Below are 15,581 nucleotides of genomic sequence, written 5' to 3' on the forward strand. Positions count from 1 at the left end.
TCCGACCGGTTTCCGTACGCCTACGGGTGTTCGACCAGCGGGAGCAGCTCGACCGTGGGAGCGGGCCGGGTGTGCTCCCGCTGTTCGAGGCCGAAGGTGGTGAAGGCCGTGCGGGCGGGCTGCGGGTAGGGCTCCTTGCCGGTGAGGGTGTTCAGGATGGCGGCGCTGCGCCAGGCGGCGAGTCCGAGGTCCGGGGCTCCGACGCCGTGGCTGTGGCGTTCGCCGTTCTGGACGAAGATGCTGCCGGTGACGCCGGGGTCGAGGATCATGCGGTGGTGTTCGTCGATCCGGGGCCGGCCGGAGGAGTCCTTGCGCAGGTACGGGTCGAGGCCGGCGAGGAGGCCGGTGAGCGGGCGCTCGCGGTAGCCGGTGGCGAGGACGACCGCGTTGGTGGTGATGCGGGAGCGGGTGCCCTGCTGGGCGTGGTCGAGGTGGAGTTCGACCTTGGTGGTGGCGACGCGGCCGGCGGTACGGACGCTGACTCCCGGGGTCAGGACCACGTCGGGCCAGCCTCCGTGGAGGGTGCGCCGGTAGAGCTCCTCGTGGATGGCGGCGATGGTGCCGGCGTCGATGCCCTTGTGGAGCTGCCATTGCGCGGGGACGAGCTGGTCGCGTACGGGCTCGGGCAGGGCGTGGAAGTAGCGGGTGTAGTCGGGCGTGAAGTGTTCGAGGCCGAGCTTCGAGTACTCCATGGGGGCGAAGGACGGCGTACGGGCGAGCCAGGTGAGGCGTTCGCGGCCGGCGGGGCGGGAGCGGAGCAGGTCGAGGAAGACCTCGGCTCCGGACTGCCCGGATCCGATCACCGTCACGTGCTCGGCGCCGAGGACGCGCCGGCGGTTGTCGAGGTACTCGGCGGAGTGGATGACGGGGACGGTCGGCGCCTCGGCGAGCGGGCGCAGCGGTTCGGGGACGTAGGGGGCGGTGCCGATGCCGAGGGCGAGGTTGCGGGTGTAGGTGCGGCCGAGGGCTTCGGCTTCGCCGTCGGTGTCGAGCTGGGTGAAGTCGACTTCGAAGAGGTCGCGTTCAGGGTTCCAGCGGACGGCGTCGACCTGGTGGCCGAAGTGGAGTCCGGGCAGGCGTCCGGCGACCCAGCGGCAGTAGGCGTCGTACTCGGCGCGCTGGATGTGGAACTGCTCGGCGAAGTAGAAGGGGAAGAGCCGTTCCTTGTGCTTGAGGTAGTTGAGGAAGGTCCAGGGGCTGGAGGGGTCGGCGAGGGTGACGAGGTCGGCGAGGAAGGGGACTTGGAGGGTGGTGCCGTCGATGAGCAGCCCGGGGTGCCAGCGGAAGTCGTGGCGCTGGTCGTAGAAGGCGGTGGCGAGTTCGCCGGCTCCTTGGTGGGGGAGGCCGTGGGCGAGGGCGGCGAGGGACAGGTTGGCGGGGCCGACGCCGATTCCGACGAGGTCGTGGGGTGCATCGAGCTGGGCGGTCATCGGTGGGTGCTGCCTTCCAGGAGGGCGACGAGGGTGGTCAGGTCCCGTTCGGTGGTGTGGGGGTTGAGCAGGGTGGCTTTGAGCCAGAGGCGGCCGTCTGCGGTGGCGCGGCCGAGTACGGCGCGGCCGCCGAGGAGGAGGGTGCGGCGCAGGGCGGCGAGGTCGGTGTCGTCGGTGTGGGTGGGGCGGAAGAGGACGGTGCTGATGGTGGGGGGTGCGTGGAGTTCGAAGCGGGGGTGCGCGTCGAGGAGGCGGGCGAGGTGGTGGGCGAGTTCGCAGGTGCGGTCGATGAGGTGGGCGAGGCCGTCGCGGCCGAGTGAGCGCAGGGTGGCGGCGATCTTGAGGGCGTCGGGGCGGCGGGTGGTGCGCAGGGAGCGGCCGAGGAGGTCGGGGAGGCCGGCTTCGGTGTCGTCGGTGGCGTTGAGGTAGTCGGCCTGGTGGGCGAGGGGGGCCAGCAGGGCGGTGTCGGGGACGGCGAGGAGGCCTGCGGCGACGGGCTGCCAGCCGAGCTTGTGCAGGTCGATGGTGAGGGAGTGGGCGCGGGCCAGGCCTGCGACGCGGGGGCGGTGGCGGGGGCTGAGGGCGAGGAGGCCGCCGTACGCGGCGTCGATGTGGAGGTCGGCGCCGTACTGCTCGCACAGGTCGGCGATGGGTTCGAGGGGGTCGATGAGGCCGGCGTCGGTGGTGCCGGCGGTGGCGGTGACGAGGACGGGCCCGCGGGCGGCGGCGAGGGCTTCGGCGAGGCGGGCGGGGTCGAGGGTGCCGGCGGGGGTGGGCAGGGAGGTGGCGGGGGGCAGGCCGAGGAGCCAGGCGGCGCGGGGGACGGAGTGGTGGGCGTTCGCGCCGTGCAGGACGGTCAGGTCCGGTCCGTGGCGTTCGCGGGCGAGGAGCAGGGCGAGTTGGTTGGCTTCGGTGCCGCCGGTGGTGACGAGGGCGTCGGGGTGGGGGGTGTCGTAGAACTCGGCGGCGAGGGTGCGGGTGAGGAGGGCTTCGATCGCGGAGGCGGCGGGGGCCTGGTCCCAGGAGTCGAGGGAGGGGTTGAGGGCCGAGGCGGCGAGGTCGGCGGCGGCCGCGACGGCGAGGGGCGGGCCGTGGAGGTGGGCGGCGCACAGGGGGTCGGCGGGGTCGGCGGCGCCCGCGGCGAGGGTGTGCACGAGGGTCCGCAGCGCCTCGTGGTCGCCGTGGCCCTTTTCGGGGAGTACGTCGCCCAGTGCGGCGGCGACGCGGGCCGCGAGGGCGTCGGGGCCGCCGGCCGGAATCGGCCCGCCGCGCTCCTCGGCTCCGGTGTGCAGGGCTTCGAGGACGGTGTCGAGGAGGGGCCGCAGGGCTTCGGCGCCGAGGCGGCCGCCGGCGAGCGGGTGCGAGGGGGGTGCGGGCTGCGGGGGCGGGGTGCCGGGCGGCGCGGTCATGCGGTGTCCTCACGGGAACGGGTCTGCGGCAGGGGGCCGGCCCTGTCGTGGGGTGCCTGGCGGGGCGCTGCTGCGGTGACAGCCTGGGGGCCCGACGGGTACAACGATCAGACCCGAATGGGGTAACCGTCGGGGTTTGTCCGCTTGTTGTTTTTCGTGTGGCGGCCGGTGGTCCCCCGGAACGCGGCCGGCCGCCGCTCCCGCCGGTGAGGGCGGGGGCGGCGGCCGGGGGGACGCGGCGCGGGAGCGGCGTCAGGAGGCGCGGACGCGGAGGGCTCGGGCCAGGTCGTCGAGCTGGTCGACGAGCTTGCGGCGCAGGGCGGGGACGATGGCGGGGTCGTCGATGCCGGCGTGGCCGGCCCGCAGGTTGTCCTCGTCGACGGCGTGGCCGGGGAAGGCGTAGCGGCCCGCGGCTTCGGCGATCGCGGGGCCGCGGCGGGCGCCGAGGGCGATGGCTTCGGTGTAGAAGCGCGGTACGTACTCCCGTACGAGCTCGGCCTGTTCGGGCTGCCAGAAGCCTTGGGCGGTGGCGCTGAAGAGGTAGTTGGAGAGGGAGTCGTCGTGGAAGAGGCGCTCCCAGGCGGCGGCCTTGGCCTCGGCGGTCGGCAGGGCGGCGCGGCAGCGGGCGGCGCCTTCCTCGCCGGTGGCGCTGGGGTCGGCGGCGAGTGCCGCGTCGATCTCGCGTTCGCCGACGGCGCCGAGGACGGACAGCCTGGCGAGGATGCGCCAGCGCAGCTCGGGGTCGAGTTCGGGGCCGCCGGGCACGGTGTCGTCCTCGATCCAGGCGGCGAGGGTGTCGGGCTGGGTGGCGGCGTCGATGAGGGCGCGTACGGCGGCGAGCCGCAGCCCGGGGTCGGAGCCGTCCTCGGTGCGCCGCAGCAGGGTGCGGGCGATGGAGGTGAGGGTGGCGAGGGCCTCGGCGCGGTCCTCGGGGGCGAGGTAGCGGTCGGCGATGTGCTGGCGGGAGAAGGCGAGGACGCCCTGGACGATGGCCAGGTCGGCCTCGGCGGGCAGGTGGGCGTCGGCGGTGGCCAGGTAGGCGGCGGGTTCGAGTTCGCCGTCGCGGACCATGTCGCGCAGGGAGTTCCAGACGACGGCCCGGGTGAGGGGGCCGGGGATGGCGGACAGCTCGCGCAGGGCGGTCTCGACGGAGGTCTCGTCGAGGCGGACCTTGGCGTAGCCGAAGTCGCCGTCGTTGAGGAGGAGGAGGGCCGGGCGGGCACCGCTGACGGAGACGATCTCGTCGGAGGGGACGTCGAGGGTGAGGAGTTCGCGGGGTACGAGGGTGTTGTCGGGGTCGCGGTCGTAGAGGCCGACGCCGATGTGGTGGGGGCGGGTGCCCTGGCGGTCGACGGTGAGGGTCCAGCCGCCGTGGCTCTCCTCGATGCGCGGGGTGAGGGTGTCGATGCCGGTGGTGCGCAGCCAGATCTCGGCCCAGGCGTGGACGTCGCGGTCGGTGTGCGCGGCGAGGGAGTCGACGAAGTCGGCGAGTGAGGCGTTGGCGAACTTGTGGCGGGTGAAGTGGGTGTTGATGCCGGCGAGGAAGTCCTTCTCGCCGAGCCAGGCGACGAGTTGGCGCAGCGCGGAGGCGCCCTTGGCGTAGGAGATGCCGTCGAAGTTGAGGAGGGCGCTGGCGGTGTCGGGTACGGCGTCGGGGTCGGGGGCGACGGGGTGGGTGGTGGGCCGCTGGTCGGCGTCGTAGCCCCAGGACTTGCGGGTGACGCCGAATTCGGTCCAGGTGCCGGTGAAGCGGGTGGCTTCGGTGAGGGTCTGGTAGCCCATGTACTCGGCGAAGGACTCGTTCAGCCAGATGTCGTCCCACCAGCGCAGGGTGACGAGGTCGCCGAACCACATGTGGGCCATCTCGTGGGCGATGACCATGGCGCGTGTCTGGCGTTCGGTGTCGGTGACGGCGGAGCGGAAGACGAATTCGTCGCGGAAGGTGACGAGGCCCGGGTTCTCCATGGCGCCGGCGTTGAACTCGGGGACGAAGGCCTGGTCGTAGGAGTCGAAGGGGTAGGGCTCGGAGAACTTCTCGTGGTAACGGTCGTAGCAGTCGGTGGTGATGGAGAGGATTTCCTCGGCGTCGGCGTCGAGGTGGGGGGCGAGGGACTGGCGGCAGTGGATGCCGAAGGGCAGTCCGGCGTGCTCGGTGCGGATGCTGTGCCAGGGGCCGGCGGCGACGGCGGCGAGGTAGGTGGAGATGACGGGGGTGGGGGCGGACTTCCAGATGCCGGCGCCGTCGCCGGAGGGATCTCCCGTGCGGTCGCCGACGCGTTCGGTGATGCCGTTGGCGAGGACGGTCCAGTGGGCGGGGGCGGTGACGGTGAACTCGAAGACGGCCTTGAGGTCGGGCTGGTCGAAGGCCGGGAAGACGCGCTGGATGTCGTCCATGAACATCTGGCTGTATACGTACGCCTCGCCGTCCGCGGGGTCGGTGAAGCGGTGCAGGCCTTCGCCGGTGCGGGAGTAGCGCATGCGGGCGGCGATGCGCAGTTCGTGGGGGCCTTCGCCGAGGCCGGTGAGGGGGAGGCGGTTGTCGGCGAGGGCGGCGGGGTCGAGGGGGCTGCCGTCGAGTTCCGCGGAGTGCAGTTCGTCCGGTTTCAGCTCCACGAAGGTGTCCCCGGCACTGCGGGCGGTGAAGCGGATGACGGTCGTGGACTCGAAGGTGTCTTCGCCGCCGGTGAGGTCGAGGGTGACGGCGTAGTGCTGGACGTCGAGGAACTGGGCTCGGAGCTGCGCTTCGTTGCGCGTCAGTGCGGACATGGGGCCCATGCTGCCCGAAGGCCGGGCCCCGGTCGTCCGCTCCGGTCTAGTCTTCGCCCGCGGCGATCGTCTCGTGGTGGCGGATGACCTCGGCGATGATGAAGTTGAGGAGCTTCTCGGCGAACGCGGGGTCGAGTTTGGCGTTCTCGGCGAGCTGGCGGAGCCGGGCGATCTGGTTGGCCTCGCGGGTCGGGTCGGCCGGGGGCAGCTGGTGCTTGGCCTTGAGGTGGCCGACCTGCTGGGTGCACTTGAAGCGCTCGGCGAGCATGTGGACCACGGCCGCGTCGATGTTGTCGATGCTGTCGCGCAGGCGGGCCAGTTCGGCGGCGACGGTCTCGTCGCCGGGGGTGGCGGTGGCTGCGGTGGCGGCTTCGTCGGGGGCGCTGTTGTTCATGGTTCCCGAGAATACGTGGCGGGCGCGTGTGGTTCCTCGACGAGCCGATCCGTGAGACGGGGAGCCCGTCTCAGAGCGGGAGGACGGCGGTGACCAGCCAGCCTCCCTCCGGGGCGGGTCCGGCGGTGAGGGAGCCGCCGAGGGCCTCGGCGCGTTCGGCCATGCCAACGAGGCCGTAGCCGCCGCCCCGGGCGGTCTCGGAGAGGCGGGCCGGGCGGCCTCCGTCGTCGGCGATACGGACCTCCAGCCCGGCGGGGACGGTCCGCAGGCCGACGCGGACGGCGGTGGCGGTCGCGGCGTGCTTACCGATGTTGGTGAGGGCTTCGAGGACAATGCGGTGGGCGGTGGCGGCGACGTCGCCGGGGAGCCGGTCCGCCAGCCCTTCCTCTACGTACAGGGCGACGGGCGGGCCGGCGGCGGAGAACCGCTGGGTGAGCGTGCGGATGTCGGCGAGGCCGGCGACGGGCGCGGTGCCGGGGCGGCCGCCACCGCCGGGTGGCTGCTCCTCGCTCTCGCGGAGGATCTTGACGAGTCGGCGCATGGAGCCCAGGGCCTCGTCCCCGGCGGTCTCGATGCGGCCGAAGATCTCGGCTGCCCGTTCGGCGGAGACCTGGGTGAAGCGGGCGGCGCGGGCCTCCACGACGATGCCGGTGACGTGGTGGGCGACGAGGTCGTGGAGCTCGCGGGCGAGTTCCAGGCGTTCCGCGGTGCGTACGGCGCGCAGCTCGCGCACGCGCTGGACGGACTGGAGGCGCAGCAGGAGCGAGTACGCGCCGACGACGACGGCCAGGACGGAGAACAGGAGCGTGAACCGGCCGGGGTCGGTGTCGCGGACGGGCACGGCCATGCAGCCGAGGCCGAGGAGGGGGCCGAGGACGGCGGCGGTGCGGGCGGGGGCGTGGAGCAGGACCTGGGAGAGGAGGACGAGGAGGGCGATGGCCTCGCCGCCGCCCCAGACGACGAGGGGGTGGTTGCCGAAGATGAGCAGGAGGGTGACGGTCCAGGTGACGGCGGCGGCGAACCAGGCGCGGGCGAGGAGGGGGATGGCGGGCCAGGGCGCCGCGCTGAGGCAGACGAGGATGCCGGAGATCCACACGGCCGCGTGCGGGAGGCTGGGCTGACGGGCGAGGACGACGCCCTCGAAGGTGACGAGGGCGAGCAGGACGAGGGAGAGGGTGAGCCGGACCCCGTCGGCGGCGTGGGGGTGGCGCCGGGCCCAGGAGGCGAGCGGACTCACGTCGGGGGCGCGGCCAGGCCGGATTCCCAGGCCCAGGCGGCGATTTCCACGCGGTTGCGGGCGTCGAGTTTGGTCTGGACGTTGGCCAGGTGGGTTTTGACCGTGGACAGGGAGACGTAGAGCTCTGCCGCGATCTCGGCGTTCGTACGGCCGCGGGCGACGCACCGTACGACGTCCTGTTCGCGTTCCGTGAGGGGCTCGGAGGGGCGGCGGGCGGCGTGGGCGCCGGTGGCCCGGGGCGCCATCTCGCGCAGCAGCCGTACCGTGATGGCGGGTGAGACGAGGGAGTCGCCCACGGCTGCCGCGCGGACCGCCTCAACCAGCATCGCGGGGCTGGCGTCTTTCAGGAGGAAGCCCGATGCTCCTCCGTGGAGCGCGGCGTGGACGTACTCGTCGAGGTCGAAGGTGGTGACGATCACGATGCGCGGACCGTCCCGGTCGGCGAGTCTCCGGGTGACTTCGAGGCCGTCGAGCTTCGGCATGCGGATGTCGAGGAGGAGGACGTCCGGCCGGTGTGCGGCGACGGCCGCGAGCGCGGCCTCGCCGTCGGCGGCGTCGGCGACGACCTCGATGTCCGGCTGGCTTTCGAGGATCATCCGGAATCCGGTCCTGACCATCTCCTGGTCGTCGGCGATGACCACTCTGATCGCCATGCGTTGCCTGCCCCACTGTCGACCGCTGCTCGTGCCCTCCCATGGGACCGGCGGGCGCGTCGGCCCGCAACCGGGCGGGGCGGGGCCGGCGGAGTGCCGGCCGTGTGCCACTGGGGCCGACGTTACGCACGTACGGCGGCCCGCGCCTCGTCCTTCCGGCCCGGGTGCATTGGGCCGGAAGGACGAGGCGGAAGGGGCGCAGGGGGTGCCGGGGGTACTGGGGGCGCTGGGCTCAGAGGGTCGCGGCCGCGTTCTTGATGGCGGTGGCGAAGGTGGAGACCTCGGTGTAGACGCCGGGGAAGTTGGGCCGGGCGCAGCCCTCGCCCCAGCTGACGATGCCGACCTGGATCCAGGCGTTGGTGTCGTCGCGGCGGAACATCGGGCCGCCGGAGTCGCCCTGGCAGGTGTCCACGCCGCCCTGGGGCAGCCCGGCGCAGATCTCGTCGCCGGGGACGAGGTCGCTGCCGTACGAGCTCTGACAGCTGGCGTCGGAGACGAACGGCACGGTGGCCTTCATCAGGTACCGCTGCTGGCCGCCGCCCTCGCGGGTGGCGCCCCAGCCGGCGACGGTGAAGGTGCCGTTGTCGAAGGCCTTGGTGTCGGCGATCTTGAGGGTGGGCAGGTTGATCGGCTTGGCGAGCTTGATGAGGGCCCAGTCCTTGCCCTTGCCGTTGTAGCCGGGGGCCTGGAGGACCTTGGTGGACTTGACCTTGATGGCGCTGGAGCTGTTGAGGTCGACGACTCCGGCGGTGGCGGTGATGGAGGTGTTGTTCCCGGAGCCGCTGACGCAGTGGGCGGCGGTGAGGACGATCTGCTGGGTGTAGAGGGCGCCGCCGCAGCCCATGGAGAGGCGGACCATGAAGGGGAACTCGCCCTGGGCGGCGCGGGTGCCGCCGACGACGGGGGCCTGGGAGGCGTTGGCCGCGCCGGGCTGGAGGCTGACGGCGGCGAGCGCCACCGCACCGACGGCGAGGGTGCGCTTGAGGAACGTGGCAAGGGTGGACATGGTCAACACACTGCCTTTCGTGGGGGGTTGGGCCGTGCGCGTCATCGGGTGAATGACACGTACATGTCACACCCCTCTCTCGCCGGACATCAAGAACGCGTTTTCGGACAATCAGCGGCGCGGGGGACGGCATGACGCGCAGCGGCCGGCGCACCAGCCCCGTCGAGCACGGATTTCCGCATCTCGACACCGTCCGCACCGCGGTCACCGCCCTGTTCCGGCGGCTGTCGTACGAGGGGATCCGGACCTACGACACGAGCTTCTCCCCCGCCGACGCCGCCTTCGCCGCCGACGAGGACCTCCACCTCGGCGCGCACCGCGTGGCCTCCGCGATCGTGGGCGCGCTGCGGCTGCCCGACGCCCGGATGGTGGTCTGCTTCCGGGCGATGGAGCAGGCGGCCACTGTCGAACTGACCGCGGGGCCCGAGTACTTCATCGAGGTCAACGACCGTTTCCGCACCCACCGCCGCGATCTGGCGGCCGCCCTGGCGCACGAGGTCACGCACGTCCTGCTGCACCGGCTGGACCTGCGCTTCCCGGCCACCGCCGACAACGAGATCCTCACCGACACCGCCGCCGCCTACCTCGGAACGGGCTGGCTGCTCCTCGACGCCTACCGCGAGGACGAGCTCACCCACCAGAAGCTCGGCTACCTCACCCCCGAGGAGTTCGGCTACGTCCTCGCCCGGCGCGCCCTGCTGCTCGGCGAGGACCTCTCCGCGTGGTTCACCAGCCCGCAGGCGTACGAGGCGTACGTGCGCGGCCGCGCGCTCGCCGAGCGGGAGCTGCGCCGGGCCCCGATGGCAGCCGCGGACCGTGCCGAGCGGCGCCGCTACGCCCGGGACCGGCGGGCCGGCGCCGCCGCGCCGGGGGCCTCGTACCGCTTCGAACCGGACCCGGCGGGGGCGGGGACGCGGGTGAGCTTCCCGTGCCCGGTGTGCGGGCAGCGGCTGCGGCTGCCCGTGCGCGGGCCGGTGCGCGCACGGTGCGGACTGTGCCGCACCGTGCTGGAGTGCGACACCTGACCGGGACCGGGGTCCGGGCCGGGGCGGGGCTTGGCGAACGCGGCGCGGACGAGGGACAAGTTGTGGGGCTGAGAGCGGTTCAAAGCACGATCGGCGTGGGTAGTCATATCCCATCGCACGAGTGAAGGATCCGGCCCCGACCCCCCCGCCAGGGGGCCGGGGCCGGTCCTGCGTCACGGCCCCTCGCCGAGGACCCCTTACGCCGTCACCGGCTCGGCGGCCGGGGCCGGTTCGGGGGAGACCGCCGTGCGCGGCAGGGCCAGGCAGAGCATCGCGCTGAGCAGGAACCCGGCGCACACCCAGGGCATCGCGGTGGTCAGGGCGTGCGTGGGGCTGCCGTCCGCGAGGGCGCCGAAGAAGACGCTGCCGATGAGGGCCGCGCCCAGCGCTCCGCCGAACTGCTGGGCGGTGGAGAAGATCCCGGAGGCCCCGCCCGCGATGTCGGCGGGGACGGCGGACAGCACGACGTTCACCAGCGGTACGACCAGGAAGCCGAGCCCGGCGCCCGCGACGAGCAGGCCCGGGACGAGCGGCCATGCCGCGGTGTGCGCGGGGCCGGCCGCGCAGACGGCGTACCAGACCCCGGCGAACCCGCCCGCCATCAGCAGCGCGCCGGCGGCGAGGACGAGGCGGCCGAAGCGGACGGCGAGGGAATCGGCGGCGGGGGCGGTGAGGAAGCCGCCGACGGAGAAGGCGACGGTGAGCACTCCGGCCTGCATGGGGGTGTAGCCCTCGCCGCCCTGGAGCCAGATCGCGAAGACCAGGAAGAAGCCCTGCATGCCGACGGCGAAGAGCAGTTGGACGGCGAGGCCGACGGAGAAGGCCGGCAGCCGGAAGGCACGGGCGGGCAGCAGCGGTACGGTCGCCGTCCCGCCGCGGCCGGCTTCGAGGAGGCCGAGGCCGATGACGGCGAGGACCCCGGCGGCCAGGCACAGCCAGCCCCACAGCGGCCAGCCGTTGGCCTCGCCCTGTACCAGCGGCAGCACGATGGCGCTCAGGGCGGCGGCCAGGACGAGGCTGCCGGTCAGGTCGGGCCGGCCGGCGCCGCGCTCGCGGGTGGCGGGGACGAGGACGGCTCCGGCCAGGCAGACGGCCGCGGCGACCGGCACGTTGACGAGGAAGATGGACCGCCAGCCCCAGCCGAACAGGTCGGCGTCGGTGAGCAGGCCGCCGAGCAGCAGTCCGACGGCGGCGGCGAAGCCGCCGACGGCCCCGTACACCCCGAAGACGGCGCCGCGCTCCTTGCCCTGGAACAGGGTGCGGAACGAGCCGAGCACCTGGGGCATCAGCAGGGCGGCCATGACGCCTTGCACGGCGCGGGCGGCGATCAGCTGGCCGGGGCTCTGGGCGAGGCCGCAGCCGAGGCTGGCGAGGCCGAAGCCGGCGGTGCCGGCGAGGAAGAGGGCCTTGCGGCCGTACCGGTCGCCGAGGTGCCCGGAGACGATCAGGGTGGCGGCGAAGCCGAGGAGGTAGGCGGAGACGAGCCACTGGAGGGCGCTCTGCGAGGCGTGCAGGTCCCGGCCTATGGAGGGGATGGCGACGTTGACGACGGTCGCGTCGAGCAGGTCCATGAGCGCGGCGACCATCATGACGACGGCGGCGGCCCAGCGGCGCGGATAGGGGGTCGGAGTCACAGCGGGGCCTCCATATATATTTCGTTCGGACGAACGAAAGACTTGCACGGAGGCATGCCCCGTCGCAAGTCTTTCGTTCGGGCGAACTAAATACTTGGTACGGTGGGTGCATGACCGACGTGACCGACGAGAAGGACCCCCGCCGGGCAGCGGTGCTGGCGGAGCTGAACCGCACGGGCCGGGAGACGAGCGCGGCGACCGTCGTGTTCCACGAGGCGGCGGCCGCGAAGCAGGGCCTCAGCGCGACCGAGACGAAGACCCTGGACCTGCTCATGCGGCGCGGGCCGCTCACGGCGAAGGAGCTGTCCCAGCACTCGGGGCTGGCCCCGGCCTCGGTGACGGGCCTGGTCGACCGGCTGGAGCGCAAGGGCTGCGTCCGCCGGGTCAAGCACCCGACGGACAAGCGGCGGGTCCTGGTGGAGGCCGTGCCGGAGCGGCTGGAGCAGATCCGGCCGCTGTTCGACGACTGGGCCCGCGAGGTGGCGGAGCTGTGCGAGGAGTTCACGACGGCGGAACTGGAAACGGTGATCCGCTTCCTCCAGGGCTCCAACGCCCGCCAACTGCGCGCGGCGGCCCGCCTGTCGGAGTCCTGACCCCCCGGCCCCGACCCGGCCGCGCGCCCGGCCCCGACCCCGACCCCGCCCCGACTCCGACCCCGGCCCGGCCCGGCTACTCCGCCCCGTACACCGGGTGCGGGGGTTCGGATTCCGCGAGGAGCTTCGTGGCCGCCTCGCCCGCCTCCGTCGGGGTCCAGCGGGCTCCGCGGTCCGCCGTCGGGCCCGGACGCCAGCCCTCCATCACCGTGATCCGGCCGCCCTCCGCCTCGAAGACCCTGCCCGTGACCCCCGCCGAGGCGTCCGAGCCCAGCCACACCACCAGCGGCGACACGTTCTCCGGGGCCATCGCGTCGAAGGCCCCCTCCCCCGGCTCCCCCATCGTCTCGGCGAACGTCCGCTCCGTCATCCGCGTCCGCGCCGCCGGGGCGATCGCGTTGACCTGGACCCCGTACCGGGCCATCTCCGCCGCCGCGACCAGCGTCATGCCGAGGATGCCGGCCTTCGCCGCGCTGTAGTTGCCCTGCCCGACCGAGCCCAGCAGGCCCGCCCCCGAGGAGGTGTTGACCACCCGCGCCGCCACCGCCCGGCCCGCCTTCGCCTCCGCCCGCCAGTGCGCCGCCGCGTACTTCAGCGGCAGGAAGTGCCCCTTCAGGTGCACCCGCATCACCGCGTCCCAGTCCGCCTCCTCCAGGTTCACCAGCATCCGGTCCCGCAGGAACCCGGCGTTGTTGACCAGCGTGTCCAGTCGGCCGAACGCCGACAGGGCCGCCCCGACCAGCGAGGACGCGCCCTCCGGGGACGCGATGTCCTTGCCGTGCGCCACCGCCTGGCCGCCCAGCGCCCGGATCTCCGCGACCACCTGCCCGGCAGGGCTGTCCTCCCCCGGCTGCCCGTCCAGGCCCACCCCCAGGTCGTTGACCACGACCTTGGCCCCCTCGGCCGCGAAGGCCAGCGCGTGGGCCCTGCCCAGCCCCCGCCCCGCACCCGTCACGATGACCACTCGACCCTCGGCAAGTCCCATCTCAGCTCTCCTTGTTGACCGTTGCCGCATCCAGAAACGCCGGGCGCTCCCCGCCCCCGTGCACGAGCAGGCTCGCCCCGCTGACATACCCCGCCCGGCCGGAGGCCAGAAACACCGCCGCCGCCCCGACGTCCGAGGGCTCCGCCAGCCTGCCCAGCGGAACCGTCGCCCCGACGGCCGCGATCCCCGCCTCGTCCCCGTAGTGCAGGTGCGCCAGCTCGGTCCGCACCATGCCCAGGACCAGCGAGTTCACCCGTACCTCGGGCGCCCACTCCACGGCCATGGACCGGGCCAGGTTCTCCAGCCCGGCCTTCGCCGCCCCGTACGCCGCCGTCCCGGGCGATGGCCGGGTTCCGCTGACGCTGCCGATCATCACCACCGAGCCCCGCGTCTCGCGCAACCGCGGGTACGCCGCCAGCGAGGCCGTCAGCGGGGCGAGCAGGTTCAGCTCGACGACCCGTGCGTGCCGCTGCGCCTCGCCCTCCCCCAGCAGCCGGTACGGGGTCCCGCCCGCGTTGTTGACCAGGCAGTCGAGCCGCCCGTACCGGCGCTCGACCGCCCCGAAGAACTCTTCGACGGCGGCGGGATCGCGCAGGTCCAGCGCGGCGAACGAGGCCGTGCGCCCGTCCGCGGACACCGGTTCGCGCGGCGGGCGGCGGGCGCAGACGACGACCTCCGCGCCCGCTTCGAGGAACGACCGGGCGATGCCGGCGCCGACGCCGCGGGTTCCGCCGGTGACGACGACAACCCTCCCGTCGAGCTCCATAGGCTGCTACCTTCCTCACCTAACAAATGTTTGGTGGAAAGGTAGCTGATCCTCTCATGGGTGTCTCCACCTCAAGCCCCGACAAGGGCGTCGCACTGGTCACGGTCGACTTCCCGCCCGTCAACGCCCTTCCCGTACAGGGCTGGTACGAGCTCGCCGACGCCCTGCGCGCCGCCGGCCGCGACCCCGGGACCCGGTGCGTCGTCCTGGCCGCCGAGGGCCGCGGCTTCAACGCCGGCGTCGACATCAAGGAGATGCAGCGCGACACCGGCCACGGCGCCCTCATCGGTGCCAACCGCGGCTGCTACGAGGCCTTCGCCGCCGTGTACGAGTGCGAGGTGCCCGTCGTCGCGGCCGTGCACGGGTTCTGCCTGGGCGGCGGCATCGGCCTCGTCGGCAACGCCGACGCGATCGTGGCCAGCGAGGACGCGACCTTCGGGCTCCCCGAGCTCGACCGGGGCGCGCTCGGCGCCGCCACCCACCTTGCCCGCCTGGTTCCGCAGCACCTGATGCGCGCCCTCTACTACACCTCCCGCACCGCGACCGCCGCCGAACTGCACGCGCACGGCTCGGTGTGGAAGGTGGTCCCGCGCGCGGAGCTGCGGGACGCGGCCCTGGAGCTGGCCGCCGAGATCGCGCGGAAGGACGGCTACCTGATCCGGCTGGCCAAGGCGGCCATCAACGGCATCGACCCCGTCGACGTACGACGCAGCTACCGCTTCGAGCAGGGGTTCACCTTCGAGGCCAACCTCAGCGGGGTCGCCGACCGGGTCCGCGACACCTTCGGAGAGTCCGCGGCGGGAGCGACCGCGGGGAAGGAACGCTCATGACCGACAAGACGATGACCCCCGAAGAGGTGGTCGGGCAGCTGCGCAGCGGGATGACCCTCGGCATCGGCGGCTGGGGATCGCGGCGCAAGCCCATGGCCCTGGTGCGGGCACTGCTCCGGTCCGAGATCACCGATCTCACCGTGGTCTCCTACGGTGGCCCCGACGTCGGCGTGCTCGCGGCAGCCGGGCGGATCCGCCGGCTCATCGCCCCCTTCGCCACGCTCGACTCGATCCCGCTGGAGCCGCACTTCCGGGCCGCCCGCGAGGGCGGCGCCCTCACCCTCACCGAGTACGACGAGGCCATGTTCATGTGGGGCCTGCACGCCGCCGCCAACCGGCTGCCCTTCCTCCCCGTCCGCGCCGGCCTCGGCTCCGACGTCATGCGGGTCAATCCCGAGCTGCGGACCGTCACCTCCCCCTACGCCGACGGCGAGGAGCTCGTCGCCGTCCCCGCCCTGCGGATGGACGCCGCCCTCGTCCACCTCAACCGCGCCGACCGCCTCGGCAATGCCCAGTACCTGGGCCCGGACCCGTACTTCGACGACCTGTTCTGCGAGGCCGCCGACGCCGCGTACGTCTCCTGCGAGCAGCTCGTGGAGACCGCCGAGCTCTCCAAGGCCGGGCCCCCGCAGTCCCTGCTGGTCAGCCGGCACTCCGTCACGGGCGTCGTCGAGACCCCGAACGGTGCGCACTTCACCTCCTGCGCCCCCGACTACGGGCGCGACGAGGCCTTCCAGAAGCTGTACACGGCCACCTCCTGGCCGGAGTTCTCCGCCCGCTTCCTCTCCGGTGGCAGCGAGCACGCCTACCAGTCGGCCGTCCGGGCCTGGCACGAGGAGCAGCGGTGAACGCG

At 73.3% G+C, this 15,581-nt stretch carries 14 protein-coding genes; 4 read left to right on the forward strand and 10 right to left on the reverse strand.

What is annotated here, in order from left to right; translation table 11 throughout:
* Positions 1-20: 20 nt before the first annotated feature.
* The 7 genes from OG509_RS10850 to OG509_RS10880 form a co-directional block, all read right to left on the reverse strand.
* The gene (locus OG509_RS10850) at positions 21-1,430 is read right to left on the reverse strand and encodes a lysine N(6)-hydroxylase/L-ornithine N(5)-oxygenase family protein (RefSeq protein ID WP_406182044.1); all 1,410 of its coding nucleotides are present in this window, start codon (positions 1,428-1,430) and stop codon (positions 21-23) included.
* Positions 1,427-2,839, reverse strand: coding sequence for a pyridoxal phosphate-dependent decarboxylase family protein (locus tag OG509_RS10855; RefSeq protein WP_406182045.1), 1,413 nt, complete (start codon positions 2,837-2,839; stop codon positions 1,427-1,429). Before OG509_RS10855 ends, OG509_RS10850 begins: the two co-directional genes overlap by 4 nt.
* Before the next feature lie 252 nt (positions 2,840-3,091).
* Entirely contained in the window at positions 3,092-5,605 is a 2,514-nt protein-coding gene (gene pepN / locus OG509_RS10860) for an aminopeptidase N (RefSeq protein ID WP_406182047.1), read from the reverse strand.
* A 46-nt stretch (positions 5,606-5,651) separates the two neighbouring features.
* Entirely contained in the window at positions 5,652-5,999 is a 348-nt protein-coding gene (locus OG509_RS10865; RefSeq protein WP_406182049.1) for a chorismate mutase, read from the reverse strand.
* Between the two features lie 70 nt (positions 6,000-6,069).
* A complete protein-coding gene (locus OG509_RS10870; protein ID WP_406182051.1) occupies positions 6,070-7,236 on the reverse strand; it encodes a sensor histidine kinase in 1,167 nt (388 codons plus the stop codon).
* Complete coding sequence (locus OG509_RS10875) at positions 7,233-7,889, reverse strand: response regulator (protein WP_406182053.1); 657 nt, start codon at positions 7,887-7,889, stop codon at positions 7,233-7,235. Before OG509_RS10875 ends, OG509_RS10870 begins: the two co-directional genes overlap by 4 nt.
* 232 nt (positions 7,890-8,121) lie before the next feature.
* A complete protein-coding gene (locus tag OG509_RS10880) occupies positions 8,122-8,895 on the reverse strand; it encodes a serine protease (protein WP_406182055.1) in 774 nt (257 codons plus the stop codon).
* Between the two features lie 131 nt (positions 8,896-9,026).
* Between OG509_RS10880 and OG509_RS10885 the strand changes: the two genes are divergently transcribed.
* Positions 9,027-9,920 (forward strand): hypothetical protein, encoded by an 894-nt coding sequence (locus tag OG509_RS10885; protein WP_406182057.1) that lies wholly within the window; start codon positions 9,027-9,029, stop codon positions 9,918-9,920.
* 197 nt (positions 9,921-10,117) lie between these two features.
* Here the strand turns inward: OG509_RS10885 and OG509_RS10890 are convergent, their stop codons facing one another.
* Positions 10,118-11,554: an MFS transporter gene (locus OG509_RS10890; RefSeq protein ID WP_406182059.1), complete on the reverse strand. Its 1,437-nt coding sequence runs from the start codon at positions 11,552-11,554 to the stop codon at positions 10,118-10,120.
* Positions 11,555-11,664: 110 nt separating this feature from the next.
* Between OG509_RS10890 and OG509_RS10895 the strand changes: the two genes are divergently transcribed.
* Positions 11,665-12,147 carry a MarR family winged helix-turn-helix transcriptional regulator gene (locus OG509_RS10895; protein WP_406182061.1) on the forward strand — a complete coding sequence of 161 codons (483 nt, stop codon included), beginning with the start codon at positions 11,665-11,667 and terminating at the stop codon, positions 12,145-12,147.
* A gap of 76 nt (positions 12,148-12,223) precedes the next feature.
* Here OG509_RS10895 and OG509_RS10900 read toward each other — a convergent pair whose 3' ends face one another.
* Both OG509_RS10900 and OG509_RS10905 read right to left on the reverse strand, forming a co-directional pair.
* Positions 12,224-13,132, reverse strand: coding sequence for an SDR family oxidoreductase (locus OG509_RS10900; RefSeq protein ID WP_406182063.1), 909 nt, complete (start codon positions 13,130-13,132; stop codon positions 12,224-12,226).
* A gap of 1 nt (position 13,133) precedes the next feature.
* Positions 13,134-13,898, reverse strand: coding sequence for an SDR family oxidoreductase (locus tag OG509_RS10905; protein WP_406182065.1), 765 nt, complete (start codon positions 13,896-13,898; stop codon positions 13,134-13,136).
* 56 nt (positions 13,899-13,954) lie between these two features.
* On the opposite strand from OG509_RS10905, the gene OG509_RS10910 reads away from it, so the two are divergent.
* The gene (locus OG509_RS10910) at positions 13,955-14,728 is read left to right on the forward strand and encodes an enoyl-CoA hydratase family protein (RefSeq protein ID WP_385590029.1); all 774 of its coding nucleotides are present in this window, start codon (positions 13,955-13,957) and stop codon (positions 14,726-14,728) included.
* Positions 14,725-15,576: a CoA transferase subunit A gene (locus OG509_RS10915; protein ID WP_406182067.1), complete on the forward strand. Its 852-nt coding sequence runs from the start codon at positions 14,725-14,727 to the stop codon at positions 15,574-15,576. Before OG509_RS10910 ends, OG509_RS10915 begins: the two co-directional genes overlap by 4 nt.
* The last annotated feature ends 5 nt before the right edge of the window (positions 15,577-15,581 follow it).

Origin of the sequence: Streptomyces sp. NBC_01006, from assembly GCF_045162725.1 — a bacterium.
Taxonomy (GTDB): Bacteria; Actinomycetota; Actinomycetes; order Streptomycetales; family Streptomycetaceae; genus Streptomyces.

Excerpts from the sequence above, each read along its gene's own strand:
- OG509_RS10850 (WP_406182044.1), bottom strand. The coding sequence starts at position 1,430 with ATGACCGCCCAGCTCGATGCACCCCACGACCTCGTCGGAATCGGCGTC.
- OG509_RS10855 (WP_406182045.1), bottom strand. The coding sequence starts at position 2,839 with ATGACCGCGCCGCCCGGCACCCCGCCCCCGCAGCCCGCACCCCCCTCG.
- pepN (WP_406182047.1), bottom strand. The coding sequence starts at position 5,605 with ATGTCCGCACTGACGCGCAACGAAGCGCAGCTCCGAGCCCAGTTCCTC.
- OG509_RS10865 (WP_406182049.1), bottom strand. The coding sequence starts at position 5,999 with ATGAACAACAGCGCCCCCGACGAAGCCGCCACCGCAGCCACCGCCACC.
- OG509_RS10875 (WP_406182053.1), bottom strand. The coding sequence starts at position 7,889 with ATGGCGATCAGAGTGGTCATCGCCGACGACCAGGAGATGGTCAGGACC.
- OG509_RS10880 (WP_406182055.1), bottom strand. The coding sequence starts at position 8,895 with ATGTCCACCCTTGCCACGTTCCTCAAGCGCACCCTCGCCGTCGGTGCG.
- OG509_RS10885 (WP_406182057.1), top strand. The coding sequence starts at position 9,027 with ATGACGCGCAGCGGCCGGCGCACCAGCCCCGTCGAGCACGGATTTCCG.
- OG509_RS10895 (WP_406182061.1), top strand. The coding sequence starts at position 11,665 with ATGACCGACGTGACCGACGAGAAGGACCCCCGCCGGGCAGCGGTGCTG.
- OG509_RS10900 (WP_406182063.1), bottom strand. The coding sequence starts at position 13,132 with ATGGGACTTGCCGAGGGTCGAGTGGTCATCGTGACGGGTGCGGGGCGG.
- OG509_RS10905 (WP_406182065.1), bottom strand. The coding sequence starts at position 13,898 with ATGGAGCTCGACGGGAGGGTTGTCGTCGTCACCGGCGGAACCCGCGGC.
- OG509_RS10910 (WP_385590029.1), top strand. The coding sequence starts at position 13,955 with ATGGGTGTCTCCACCTCAAGCCCCGACAAGGGCGTCGCACTGGTCACG.
- OG509_RS10915 (WP_406182067.1), top strand. The coding sequence starts at position 14,725 with ATGACCGACAAGACGATGACCCCCGAAGAGGTGGTCGGGCAGCTGCGC.